Source organism: Lacisediminihabitans sp. FW035 (assembly GCF_054880895.1).
In genome coordinates this window covers 2,633,484-2,645,735 of the sequence record NZ_CM142187.1, presented here as the reverse complement: position 1 = coordinate 2,645,735, position 12,252 = coordinate 2,633,484, and the positions used below count along the sequence as shown (strand labels likewise).

The window sequence follows — 12,252 nt, the reverse complement described above, 5'->3', positions numbered from 1 at the left end:
TCGTCTAGTGATGTTGACCTGTGCGGAAGAAGGGACTTGAACCCTCACGCCTTGCGGCACAGGTACCTAAAACCTGCGTGTATACCAATTTCACCACTCCCGCGAGTGCGGCCCCAGTGTACCGGGCACCCGGTCCGAAGGCCTGATGAGAGCCTGCCCCAGAAGTCGCCTGAAAAAATCAGGCGACCGATGTATCTGTGGGGGCTTGCCCCGCTCTTGAGGGGTGATGAGAATTCAAACCATGACTGACAACGACTCCGTCCGCGGCCGACCCGACGGCCAGCGGACGCAGTCGCATGTCATCTGGGATGATTCGGCGGCGGCATTCAGCCGCTGGCTCTCCGGCGAACCCGGAGCGATGGATGAGTTGGTCCACACCATGACACCCGTTCTCTGGCAGGTCGTCCGCGCCTATGGTCTTGCCCAGGACCAGGCCCAGGATGTCGTGCAGACTACATGGCTGACACTCGTTCAACGCTCCGGGTCGATCGCCGATCCCCACGCCATCGCGGCGTGGCTCCTCACTACCGCGCGCCGAGAGGCCTGGCGGGTGTCCAAACGCAATGCCGTGAGCATTCCCGTCTCCGACGAAGTGCTCGAAGCGGTGACCGAGGACGAGGCATCTGCGGAGGATGTGGCGCTCGCCCGCGACGGCGAGAGCCGGCTCTGGGCCTGCGTGCGCCGGCAGTCCGAGCGGTGCCAGCGACTGCTGAGGATCGTCGCTTTCGAACAGCGACCCGACTACGCGAAGATCGCCAGGGATTTGGAGATGCCGGTGGGGAGCATCGGTCCCACGCGAGGGCGCTGCCTGTCGAAGCTGCGGGAGGCCCTCGAGCTGATGGAAGGTGCACCATGATGACCGACGACTACTCCCGTGTCTCCGACGAAGACCTTTTTGCCCGCCTGCGACGACTGTGGCGCCGACGCGACCCGATGCCGGCAGAGCTGGTGGACAACGTGCTCGTCGCGCTTGCCACCCACGACCTCGTCGTCGAATACGCCATGCTCACCCTCCTGGAATCCAGCGACGTGTCGGCGGGAGTGCGGGGAGTCTCCGACGTGCAGTTGCTCGAATTCAGCCACGGCTCGCAGTCGGTCATGCTGCGCGTGAGCGATCTCGGCGGCGGGCGTCGCCGCATCGACGGTTGGATCGCCCCGGCGTCCCCCCTGTCGGTGCGGCTCGAACAGGACGATGATGACTTCACCAGCGTCGACTTCAGCACCGTCGCGAGCGCCGAGGGACGGTTCGACTTCGCTGACGTTCCCGCGGGCCGCACCCGGATGTGGCTCGAGCCCGAAGTCGGCGCGGCCGACTCCCGCCAGGGATTCACCACCGAGTACTTCACCGTGTGACGAGATCGATCAAATTGTAAGGAGATCGGATTGAGCGAGCAGGACGACACTGACGCATCCACTGGCGGGTCGATCGGCCGGTACCGGCGTCGCCGACGCTGGGACGACCGCTTTCCGGCACAGGTGGGGCGGCTTCTCGACTCCACTGCGACGACTGTCGACGGCATCCGGGTGCATCCCACCTGCTATGTGCCGGATCGCATCCTCGTCTCGACACTCGCGGATGTCGCGGCGAGGGCGGAGGTCCTCGGTCGTGTGGCCGGCGAGCTCGGCTGGACCCTGACCCTCGACGAGAAATTCGTCACCCCGCAATTGCCGGAGTCGGAGGATGCCCGCAAGGAGCGGGTGCGCCGCTACCCGTGGGCGACCGGGGCGCTCGGCGTCGCTCGCTTCGTGATCTCGGTTCGGCCAGGGGAGGCGGTCCCGGCACCGGATGCCTGGACCCTCCTGCAACGGGCGCGAGCGATCCTCGGGCGGGATTCCCTCACCGGCGTCGGGCTCGATCACCTGCTCACCGTCGACACGATCGGCGCGAACCCGTTCCATTCGACCAACCCGTTCCATTCCACGAACCCGTTCCACTCCACCAACCCGTTCCACTCGACGAACCCGTTCCATTCCACGAACCCGGCAGGCTCGAGCGTGGATGTCGGTGCGATCGACAGCTACGGATCGCAGGGCAGCGGGGGACTCCAGCCGGTGGCCTATGCCGGTCCGGCCCCGTACCGCCGGGATCGTTCGGCGAACGATCCGCGGCGCCCGGTCGTTGCGACCCTCGACACCGGCTGCGGACCACACACCTGGCTCGACCCGATCGTCGACACCACGGCGCGGCTCGATGGCGCGGCGATCGGGCACATCGATCCCGCCACCGACCCCGAGCTCGACGGCGATCTGGTGGGCGCGATGGACGGCGGACTCGACGAGGTGTCGGGCCATGGCACCTTCATCGCCGGACTCATTCACCAGGCCTGCCCTGAGGCCGACATCGTGGCGTGGCGGGTCGTCGACTCGGACGGCGTCATCGTCGAGTCCGAACTCATCGCTGCCCTCACGGCCATCGCAACCCTCATCGGCCGCGCGGCCCTCGGGCTTCCCGGAGGGCTCGGCATCGATGTGTTCTCGCTCTCGATGGGTTACTACCATGAGACCCCGGAAGATGGGCTGTTCGACCCGACGATGTACGAGTTGCTCGCGTCCATGGGGCGATGCGGCACGGTCGTGACCTGCTCGGCAGGCAATGACGCCACCGATCGGCCGATGTTCCCCGCGGCCTTCGCCCCCTGGCAGGGCGGCGGCGGGCCGGTGAACCTGGCGCCCGATGCCGTGCCGATCCTGGCGGCGCGTGCCCTCAACCCGAACGGATCGACGGTCGCACTGTTCAGCAACGACGGTCCGTGGATCGGCTGCAGCGCGCCGGGAGGGGCCGTCTTCTCCACGATGCCCGCCTTCAACGGCGGCGACCAGCCACTCGCGAGGGTCGAGAGCGATTTCGGGGGCATCATCCGCACCCGCGAATCGATCGATCCGGATGATTTCCGCGGCGGGTTCGCCATCTGGAGCGGCACCTCCTTCGCTGCTCCGCTCATCGCGGGCGCCGTGGCAGCCGCCCTGGATGCATCATCGCTGCAGCCGTTCGGATCGGGCACTCTCGCCGATCTCGTGAAAGTGGGGTCGGCCGCCCTGCAGAAAGTCGCCGCCGCCGCGCCATAATGAGGAAATGCTGTCGGCGGCGGTCCTGTACGAGCGCGGTGTCGAGCACTCCAACGCGGGGCGCCACGCCGCCGCGCGTGCCGCGCTCGATGAGGCTCTTCGGCGCTCGACGGATGCCGAGCTCACGGCCCGCATCACCGGAACCGTCGCCTACCTGGTCTCGGAGACCGGCGATCCGGACCGGGGGATCGCGCTCTGCCGGTCGGCACTGGACAGCCCCGGTCTCAGCAGACACACGCGAGCGGTGCTCGGCAGCCAGATCGGGCTGATCGAGGTGCGCCGGGGGGACGGGGATGCCGCGCTGCCCTACCTCTCTGCCGCGATCGCCGACCTCGGCGAGGATCCCGCCAGGCTGGGTCGGGTACTTCTCAACCGCGGCCTCGCCTACCTCGACCGGCGCGAGGTCGTGGCGGCCGAGCGGGACTTCGACGCGGCAGCGGAGGCCTTCCGGCGCAGCGAGGAGCCGGTCGAGCTCGCGAAGGCCCGCAATAATCAGGGCTATGCGGCGATGCTCGCGGGCGATCTGATCGCCGCGCTTCGCCTCATGGACGAGTCCCGGCCGGTGCTCGCGGCACTCTCCCCGGTCGCCCTCGCCACCTGTGATGCCGACCGGGCCGAGGTGCTGCTGAGCGCCGGGATGACCTCGGAGGCGATCGAGCTTCTGGAGACGGTCGCCCACACCTACGGGCTCCGGGGACTGCGGCAGGCCCAGGCCGAGGCGGAGTTCGCGCTGGCGAGAGCGCTGCTGTTCGACGATCCCCGCCGGGCCGCGACGGTCGCCCGACGAGCGGCCCGACGGTTCCGCGCTCGGGGGAGCGAGAGCTGGGCACTGCGGGCGGAGGCGTTCTCGTTCGCCGCCACCGTCGCCTCCGGAGCCACCGGTTCGGCCCGCGCGATCGAGGTGCTCCAGGCCCGGATCGAGCAGACCGCCACAGCGCTGTCGGACCGGCACTTCGAGGGCGACGCACTCTCCCTCCGCCTGCAGGCGGCGCGGTTGCGCGTGCAGTCGGGGGATGCCGCGGGAGCCCGGTCGGCGCTAGCGTCGGCACCGCTGCCGGCGGGTGCCACCATCGGCACCCGACTGCTCCACCGTGAGGTCGGCGCCGAGCTCGCAGTGCTCGAACGGCGCCGGCCGCGCGCACTCACCCTCGCCCGCACCGGTCTCGACGAGCTTGCCGAGTGGCAGTCGAGCTTCGGCAGCCTCGACCTCCAGAGTGCGCTCGTCGCCCACGGCACGCGCCTGATCACGGTCGGCATCAGCCAGGCGGTCGAGAGCGGCCGCGCATCCGAGGTCTTCGAGTGGTCGGAACGCACGCGCAGCCTCACCGGCCGGATCGTGCCGCTGCGGCCGCCCGCCAATGCCGCGAGTGCCGCCGACCTCGCCGAGCTGCGGCAGTTGCGTGCCTCCGATCCCTCCCCGGCCACGGCGGACGGCCGGGCGGAGTCTGCCCTGCGAGCCACCATCCGCGCGCGGCAGTGGGAGGGGCGAGGATCCGGCAGCCTCGAGGATCTTGCGACACTCGATGAGGTACAGGGGGAGCTCGGTTCGGAGGATTCGGCGCTGCTCGCCATCCTCTGGTCGGGGCAGCGGCTGACCGCCCTCGCCGTCACGCCGCAGAGCGCGACAGTCGTCGATCTCGGTCCGCTCGGCCCGATCCGCTCCGAACTCGACGGGCTGCTCGCCGACCTCGACATGGCCGCAGCGACCCTCCCGCCACCGATGCAGGAGGTCGTGAACGCGTCGCTCGCGCACCGCCTCGAACGGCTGGACGCTCTCATCGTCGGGCCGGTCCGGCGGAGTATCGGGACCGGAAGGCTCGTGGTAACTCCGCCCGGTGTGCTCGCGGGCATGCCCTGGTCGCTGTTGCCGACCCTCACCGGGCGCCCGCTCACTCTGCCGATCTCGGCCACCCGGTGGCGCACCCAGCGCGCGCGGCCCCTGTCCCTGCACTCCGTGGCTTTCGCGGCGGGACCGGGGGTCGCCCGCGCCGAGGAAGAGGTGACGGATGCGGCGGCCGGCTGGGCGGCATCCACAGTGCTGGTCGGGGCAGCCGCCACGAGCGCGGCGGTGGCGCAGGTCGCCCAGCGGGTCGATCTGCTGCACGTCTCCGCGCACGGAAGGCACTCTGCCGACAATCCGCTGTTCTCGGGCGTACAGCTCGCGGACGGTCCGTGGTTCGGGTACGACGTCGACCAGCTGCCTGCAGTGCCCGCCGTGGTGGTGCTCTCCGCCTGCGAGGTGGGACGCTCGGCGGTGCGCTGGGGACAGGAGGCGCTCGGCATGTCGCAGGCCTGGCTGCATGCGGGGGTGCGCTGCGTGATCGCCTCGCCGGCGAGTGTCGACGACTCCCTGGCCTGCGAACTCCTCACCGAGGCGCATTCCCTGATGGCCGCGGGAGTCACCCCCGCGGAGGCGCTCGCCACGGCCGGTCCGGCCTCGGGTCGCCGTCCGGTATTCCAGTGCTTCGGGGCCGGCTGGTAACTCTGTTCTCCCAGATGTAAAAAATACTAGACACTGTGTGAGCTTTGCATTACATTCGCTGATGTCAGCAATTCTTTACATCTGAAACAACAGGAGAGAACACGTGTCCGTTTCCGAAAAACGAGCGTGGATCATGGTGGTCGTCGCGACCGTGGCCTACGCCACCTACCTCGCGATAGTGCTCGGCCAGGCCGGCGGTCATCCGCTCGCCGAGGTGCCGTACGAGTGGACGCTCGTCTGGAGCGTCGTCGGGGCCATCCTCGCGTCGATCCTGATCGACATCCTCAGCTCCTTCTTCGCTCCGAAGGGCGCCGCGGAGAAGGACCAGCGCGACCGGGAGATCAACCGGGTCGGCGACTACATCGGTCAATCGTTCCTCGTGATCGGAGCCGTCGCTGCCCTGGTGCTCGCGCTGCTCTCCGTGGTCCCGTTCTGGATCGCGAATGCCATCTATCTCGGCTTCGTGCTCTCTGCCGTCGTCGGATCCGTCGCCAAGATCATCGCCTACCGCCGGGGCTTCCAGGAATGGTGAAGGCGACGCGCATCACCAACGACATCCGGCGCCTGCGGTTTGCCACCGGCGAGCTGACCCAAGCCGACCTCGCCGCGAGGGTCGGCGTCACCCGCCAGACCATCATCGCCATCGAACAGGGGCGCTACTCGCCTTCGCTCGAGGTGGCATTCCAGATCGCCCGCGTCTTCGGCGTACCGCTCGACGACGTGTTCCACTACCCCCGCGCCGAAGGAGAAACCCCATGAAAGCCCTTGTCCAGGATCGCTACGGCTCAAGCGACGTGCTCGAGCTCGCCGAGGTCGAGATGCCGGTGATCGGGGATGACGACGTACTGCTCCAGGTGCGAGCGGCCTCCCTCCACCGCGGAGACTGGCACATGATGACCGGCCTGCCTTCCCTCATCCGCCTTCTGGGCTTCGGACTTCGTCGCCCCAAGTCCCGGATCCGGGGCATGGATGTCGCGGGCGTCGTGCACAGCGTGGGAAGCCGGGTGACCGACCTGAAGCCGGGCGACGAGGTGTTCGGTGTCTGCCGGGGATCGCTCGCCGAATATGCCGGAGCATCCGCGAAGGGGCTCGTACCAAAGCCTGAGGGGATCAGTTTCGAGCAGGCCGCGGCGGTGCCGACCTCGGCCGTGTCGGCCCTGCAGGGTCTCCGCGACACCGGCCGCCTCACCACGGGCCAGCGCGTGCTGGTCATCGGTGCGGCCGGCGGCGTCGGCATCTTCGCCGTCCAACTGGCGACGCAGCTCGGGGGCATCGTGACCGGGGTCTGCAGCACGCCGAAGGTCCAGCTTGTGACCTCTCTCGGCGCGGATGCCGTGATCGACTACACCCGTGAGGGGCTCGGAACCGAGCGCTACGACCTCATCCTGGACCTGGCCGGCAACCGGCCGATCTCGCTGCTTCGCCGGTCTCTCGCCCCGACCGGAACCCTGGTGATCGTCGGCGGTGAGAACGGCGGACGTGTCCTCGGCGGCTTCCAGCGCAGCATCGGGGCGATAATCCTCTCCCTCTTCACGCGCCAGCGCCTGACCGGGCTCACCGCGGTGCAGCGTCGGACCGACCTGCGGACGCTCGCCGACCTGCTGGCGGCAGGATCGCTGGTGCCGGTCATCCATCGGGTCTATCCCCTTGCCGAGGCTATCGATGCGATGCGGATGCTCGAGAGCGGTGATGCGCGGGGGAAGCTCGTCGTCACGCCGTAGCCCGCCGGCCACGGGGAGTCGCTGCTGAGGATGAGCCACCTGGTGGAGTCGCATGCGGCGCGATCCGCGCGGAATCGATTCTCGTTCGATCTATCGAAGGATGCCCTGCTGGCGTGCCGCGGATACCGCAGCCGTGCGAGACGTCACGTCGAGCTTCGAGAAGATGTGTGCCAGGTGCGATTTCACGGTGGTCTCCGTCACAAAGAGCTCGCGCGCGACCTCGGTATTGGAGCGTCCCGCCGCCACGGACTCGAGCACTTCCATCTCCCGGGCGCTGAGGCTCACCTGGGGCGCCCTCATCCGGCTGAGCAATCGCGACGCGATCACGGGAGCCAACGCACTCTCGCCCGCGGCGGCCGCAAGCACAGCGGCGACGAGTTCGTGGGGCGGTGCGTCCTTGAGAAGGTAGCCGCTCGCTCCCGCCTCGACGGCCCCGAGAATGTCGGCGTCCGAGTCGTAGTTCGTCAACACGAGCACATAGGGCGGAGCCGCCAGGGCGCGAATTCGTCTGGTTGCATCGGCCCCGGTCGAGGTCTCGCGAGCGCCGAACTGCAGGTCCATGAGCACCACGTCGGGATTCTCCCGCTCGGCAGCGGCGACGGCCTCGTCCGGTGTGGCCGCTTCTGCGACGACGTCGACGTTGGTCTCGGAGCCGAAAAGGGCCCTGAGTCCGGCGCGCACGATCGGATGATCGTCGGCGATCACCAGTCGGATCATGAGCTCTCCTGCAGCGCGAGGTTCACAGTCACGATGGTCCCCTTTCCGGGAGCGGACTCGACCGTGAGGATGCCACCGAGCTGGTCGACGCGCTCCTGGGTAGCCTGCAGCCCGAAAGAATCAGTCTTTCTGGCGCTGTGGCTCGCCGACGGTTCGGCCGAGTCGAACCCCCTGCCATCGTCGGCGACGGTGAAGGTGAGGGCCTCGGAGTCGACCGCAAGTGTGATGGTGGCGGTGCGTGCCTCGGCATGCTGGATGACATTGGCCATGGCGCCCTGCGCGATTCGCAGCAGGGCGGTCTGGAGCTGCATCGGCAGGCTGAGCGAGTCGGAGATCCTCACGTTCACGACGAGACCGTGGCCGGCCCACTGTGTCTCGGCCAGGCGACGGAGTGTGCCTCCGAGCCCGACCTCGTCGAGGTTGGGCGGGGTGAGTTCGCGGATGAATCTCCGGGTATCGGCGAGGCTGGATGCGGCGGTCTCCCGAGCGAGGCGGATGTGCTCGAGGCCCGGCCGGTCGGTGTCGGCTCGTTCGGCGGCATGGAGCAGCATCTGGATACTGGAGAGGCCCTGGGCGACGGTGTCGTGGATCTCGCAGGCCAGGCGTGCGCGTTCGGCCAGTACGCCCGATTCGTGTTCGGTGGCCACAAGCTGGTCCCGGGTGGCGATGAGCTCCGCCATCAGGAGTTCGCGCTCGTGCGCCTCGCGGGCGAGAGCCTGGTAGCCGAGCCCGATCATCACCGCGACGGCGGCGCCGACGACGGGACCGATCACTCCTCCGACGGTCCATCCGCCTTCGGCTCCGAGAACGAGAATCGCAACGACCGTAGTCGCGATGACCATGACCGTGCCGATTCGACGTCCGAGCAGGTGGAGGTAGAGGAAGAACAGCGGGAAGACCAGGTAGGCCGCAACGGAATTCAGCCAGAGCAGAAGCACCCATTCTGCGGTCACCAGCGCAAGCCAGACCAGGCCAGGTACGCGCCCGCGCGTGCGTGAGGCGCGTGCGAAGATGCCGCCTGTGGCATAGGTCGCCAGGAGCATACAGGACAGGGCGACGAGTGCCACGCTGGCCCGCGTGGGAACCAGGATGGCGCGCCCGATGACGAGCACAGTGAGAACCCCGAAGAGGAGGTGCAGACCCGTGCGCAGGCCCACGAATACCGGGGTGAGCGCGGTGTGGGCCATGACAATCAACAGTACGCGGCGGGCCCGCGGCATCCATCGTTCGAAAGTAGGAGAGAGACCTCCATCTTTTCAGCGCGGAACAGTGTGCCGGCGACGGATGCCCGGGATCACGCCCGACGGAAGAGTTGTTCCTGTCGCCACCACGGTGACACGAAAGGAACGCCCATGTTCGTCGCCCTCCGCGACCTTCGCTTCGCCCGCGGCCGGTTCATCCTCATCGGCTCGGTCGTGGCCCTCATCACCATCCTCGTCGGGTTTCTCAGCGGGCTAACCGGCGGCCTCGCCGCCCAGAACATCTCCGCGGTCCTCTCGATCCCCGCCGATCGCATCGTATTCTCCGCACCCACCGTCGACAGCGCCGGAGCGAGTTTTTCCGACTCCGCGATCACCGCGACGCAGGCAGACACCTGGGCGTCCACGAGCGGCGTGAGTTCGGCCAAGCCCATCGGCATCACCCAGACGCGAGCAGAGCACGGCGATTCGCGCGCCGCAATCGCGCTGTTCGGAGTCCGTCCGGCTTTCGACAGCACCAGCCCCACCGCGGACGGATCGCTCAGCCTGTCCACCTCCGCCGCGAAAGACCTCGGTGTCTCGACCGGTGACGCGGTCACTATCGCCGGCACGTCCTACCGGGTCCAGTCGATTGCGGGTGACTGGTGGTACAGCCACACGCCCGTGGTGAAGATGACACTGAATGACTGGCAGGCATATTCGAAAGCCACCGGAAGTCCCGACGCCTTCGCCACGGTGCTCGCCGTATCGGGAGAGCCCGACTGGGCGACGGCATCCGACCGCACCGGTACCGACGTCCAGACGACGCTCGGATCCCTCACCGCTCTCAGTGCCTTCAAGTCCGAGGTCGGATCGTTGCTGATGATGGTGGCCCTGCTGTTCGGTATCTCGGCTCTGGTGATCGGCGCGTTCTTCACCGTCTGGACGATGCAACGCACGGGTGACATCGCGGTGCTCAAGGCACTGGGAGCCAGTACCCGTTCGCTCGTTCGCGATGCCCTCGGCCAGGCGCTCATCGTGCTGGTCATCGGAATCGGGCTCGGGATCGCCATCGTGGCACTGCTCGGCACCCTCGCCGGCGGCGCACTGCCGTTCATGCTCAGTCCGCTCACCACAGTCCTGCCCGGGTTCATCATGATCGCCCTCGGCCTCGCAGGAGCAGCGTTCGCGCTGCGCTCCGTCACCTCCGCCGACCCCCTTACCGCCCTCGGGAGCAACCGATGATCCGCCTCGACAACATCACCCTCACCTTCGAAGACGGAGACGCTCGCGTCACCGCCGTAGATCATGTCTCATTGACCGCCCACCCGGGAACTGTCACCGGCATCACCGGGCCCAGCGGGTCGGGCAAATCCAGCCTGCTGGCCGTCGCCGCGACGCTTATCGCCCCCGACTCCGGGCGGCTGATCATCGACGACGTCGATGCGACGCGGCTCAGTGCAGCCGCCGCAAGCGACCTGCGCCGGGATGCTGTCGGAATCGTCTTTCAACAGTCGAACCTGATCCCCTCGCTGACGGCTCTCGAGCAGCTCCAGGTGATGAACGAGCTCGGCGCCCGGCGCAGCCGGAAGGCGCGCGCCCGGGCCACCAGACGAGCGGGCGAACTTCTCGACGCGGTCGGGCTGGGGGACCAGTCACACAAGCGGCCCCACCAGCTCTCCGGCGGACAGCGTCAGCGGGTGAACATCGCGCGGGCCCTGATGAACGACCCGAGCGTGCTTCTCGTCGACGAACCCACCAGCGCTCTCGACCAGGAACGCGGCGCGAGCATCATCGAGCTGATCCTGCGTCTCACTGATGACCTCAACACCTCCACCCTGCTCGTGACGCACGATCTCGTGCACCTGCCGCGAATGCACGCGGTCGTGCACATGGTCGACGGACGCCCGTCGGAACGCGTGCTCGTCTGACCGCGCGCGATCATCGCCCCTCGATGGTCGCGAAAGCACTTCCGCCGAGTCGCGATCGGATCCGGTGTCACAGCCTCGACCGTGCCCGTCGCGTGTAGAGTGACCGGTTCGACTTCGGCGCCCCGCCGCTACAGATGGAGCAATCGTGACCACTGAAATGACCTGGATCCCCCCTGCTGTCCTCGCGACTCTCACCGAGGAATTCGCCCACTTGACCAGCCTTCCCCACCCGACCGACCGTGAGGCCGAGAGGACAAGCGAAGTGCGTCGGCTGCTGCGGAGTGCAGAGGCCACGATCAAACCGGATGACGGGCTCGTCGAACCGGGAATGCGCATCACTGCTCGGCTCGCCGGGGAATCGCGGGCGACCGTGTTCGTACTCGGCGACAGGAACCTCTCGATTCTCGACCCGAACATGACGACCGATGTGTATTCCCCGACATCACCATTGGGGGCTGCCATTCTCGGGACCCGCGTCGGTGACACCATCAGCTACACCACACCATCGGGCTCCCGAACAACCGTGGAGATTCTCGCAGCGGTTCCGTACACGGGCTGATTGCGGCACCGGCCAGTGCCGCCGCGGACATCGGTGATGTCGTAATCCGGCTGCGAGGGTTGCTAACGCGCGGCCAAGACGCAGAATTCGTTTCCCTCCGGATCGGCCATGACCACCCAGGATGCGCTGCCCTGACCGAGGTCGACGCGGCTGGCTCCCAGGCGGACGAGTCGCTCGACTTCGGCGTCCTGGTCGTCGGGCACCCAGTCGAGATGGAGCCGGTTTTTGCCCTGCTTGTGCTCGGGCACCTCGACGAACAGGATGCTGGGCGTGTGACCCGGTGCCGGAGCCAGCTCTACCGCGTCGCTCTCCTCGCCCACGATCTGCCACCCCGTGGCGGCCTGCCACCACCGGGCGAGCGACGCACAATCACGACAGTCGACAACGATTTCCTCGAGACGAAGAGCCATTCCCCCACACTAGGCAGGCGCCGCCCCAAACTCGAGGGACAGTGTGCCGCTACGCGCCCCGGTGGCACGGCATCGGCCCCCTGGCAGCGAATGGATGGACCGCGCGGCGCATTCTTCCCCAGGCGAACCAATCCGGCGCGCGAGTGCCTGTTGTCATGAGAGAGGGTCGGGCATAGTTTGGGCGGGCG

13 protein-coding genes and 1 tRNA gene are annotated in these 12,252 nt (G+C 67.9%); 10 read left to right on the top strand and 4 right to left on the bottom strand.

The window, feature by feature from the left end:
* Nucleotides 1-21: 21 nt before the first annotated feature.
* A tRNA-Leu gene (locus ACVXZ4_RS12655) sits at nucleotides 22-103 on the bottom strand.
* Between the two features lie 138 nt (nucleotides 104-241).
* Here ACVXZ4_RS12655 and ACVXZ4_RS12650 point away from each other — a divergent pair.
* From ACVXZ4_RS12650 to ACVXZ4_RS12620, 7 genes are all read left to right on the top strand, one after another.
* Nucleotides 242-856 carry an RNA polymerase sigma factor gene (locus tag ACVXZ4_RS12650; protein ID WP_461795193.1) on the top strand — a complete coding sequence of 205 codons (615 nt, stop codon included), beginning with the start codon at nucleotides 242-244 and terminating at the stop codon, nucleotides 854-856.
* Nucleotides 853-1,353, top strand: coding sequence for a hypothetical protein (locus ACVXZ4_RS12645; protein WP_461795192.1), 501 nt, complete (start codon nucleotides 853-855; stop codon nucleotides 1,351-1,353). The genes ACVXZ4_RS12650 and ACVXZ4_RS12645 overlap by 4 nt, the downstream gene beginning before the upstream one ends.
* 30 nt (nucleotides 1,354-1,383) lie before the next feature.
* Nucleotides 1,384-3,066: a S8 family serine peptidase gene (locus ACVXZ4_RS12640; RefSeq protein ID WP_461795191.1), complete on the top strand. Its 1,683-nt coding sequence runs from the start codon at nucleotides 1,384-1,386 to the stop codon at nucleotides 3,064-3,066.
* A 7-nt stretch (nucleotides 3,067-3,073) separates the two neighbouring features.
* Nucleotides 3,074-5,548, top strand: coding sequence for a CHAT domain-containing protein (locus tag ACVXZ4_RS12635; RefSeq protein ID WP_461795190.1), 2,475 nt, complete (start codon nucleotides 3,074-3,076; stop codon nucleotides 5,546-5,548).
* Between the two features lie 103 nt (nucleotides 5,549-5,651).
* Nucleotides 5,652-6,080 (top strand): hypothetical protein, encoded by a 429-nt coding sequence (locus tag ACVXZ4_RS12630; RefSeq protein WP_461795189.1) that lies wholly within the window; start codon nucleotides 5,652-5,654, stop codon nucleotides 6,078-6,080.
* The gene (locus ACVXZ4_RS12625; RefSeq protein WP_461795188.1) at nucleotides 6,074-6,307 is read left to right on the top strand and encodes a helix-turn-helix transcriptional regulator; all 234 of its coding nucleotides are present in this window, start codon (nucleotides 6,074-6,076) and stop codon (nucleotides 6,305-6,307) included. Before ACVXZ4_RS12630 ends, ACVXZ4_RS12625 begins: the two co-directional genes overlap by 7 nt.
* The gene (locus ACVXZ4_RS12620; RefSeq protein WP_461795187.1) at nucleotides 6,304-7,269 is read left to right on the top strand and encodes an NAD(P)-dependent alcohol dehydrogenase; all 966 of its coding nucleotides are present in this window, start codon (nucleotides 6,304-6,306) and stop codon (nucleotides 7,267-7,269) included. The genes ACVXZ4_RS12625 and ACVXZ4_RS12620 overlap by 4 nt, the downstream gene beginning before the upstream one ends.
* A 90-nt stretch (nucleotides 7,270-7,359) precedes the next feature.
* Here ACVXZ4_RS12620 and ACVXZ4_RS12615 read toward each other — a convergent pair whose 3' ends face one another.
* Nucleotides 7,360-7,986, bottom strand: coding sequence for a response regulator transcription factor (locus ACVXZ4_RS12615; protein WP_461795186.1), 627 nt, complete (start codon nucleotides 7,984-7,986; stop codon nucleotides 7,360-7,362).
* Entirely contained in the window at nucleotides 7,983-9,173 is a 1,191-nt protein-coding gene (locus ACVXZ4_RS12610; RefSeq protein WP_461795185.1) for a sensor histidine kinase, read from the bottom strand. The genes ACVXZ4_RS12615 and ACVXZ4_RS12610 overlap by 4 nt, the downstream gene beginning before the upstream one ends.
* A gap of 165 nt (nucleotides 9,174-9,338) precedes the next feature.
* Here ACVXZ4_RS12610 and ACVXZ4_RS12605 point away from each other — a divergent pair, with 165 nt between their 5' ends.
* The 3 genes from ACVXZ4_RS12605 (at nucleotide 9,339) to ACVXZ4_RS12595 (ending at nucleotide 11,654) form a co-directional block, all read left to right on the top strand.
* Nucleotides 9,339-10,409, top strand: coding sequence for an ABC transporter permease (locus tag ACVXZ4_RS12605; protein ID WP_461795184.1), 1,071 nt, complete (start codon nucleotides 9,339-9,341; stop codon nucleotides 10,407-10,409).
* The gene (locus ACVXZ4_RS12600) at nucleotides 10,406-11,095 is read left to right on the top strand and encodes an ABC transporter ATP-binding protein (protein ID WP_461795183.1); all 690 of its coding nucleotides are present in this window, start codon (nucleotides 10,406-10,408) and stop codon (nucleotides 11,093-11,095) included. The genes ACVXZ4_RS12605 and ACVXZ4_RS12600 overlap by 4 nt, the downstream gene beginning before the upstream one ends.
* Nucleotides 11,096-11,240: 145 nt before the next feature.
* Complete coding sequence (locus ACVXZ4_RS12595) at nucleotides 11,241-11,654, top strand: GreA/GreB family elongation factor (RefSeq protein ID WP_461795182.1); 414 nt, start codon at nucleotides 11,241-11,243, stop codon at nucleotides 11,652-11,654.
* A gap of 62 nt (nucleotides 11,655-11,716) precedes the next feature.
* On the opposite strand, the gene ACVXZ4_RS12590 is transcribed toward ACVXZ4_RS12595, so the two are convergent.
* A complete protein-coding gene (locus tag ACVXZ4_RS12590; protein ID WP_461795181.1) occupies nucleotides 11,717-12,064 on the bottom strand; it encodes a VOC family protein in 348 nt (115 codons plus the stop codon).
* Nucleotides 12,065-12,252: the final 188 nt, after the last annotated feature.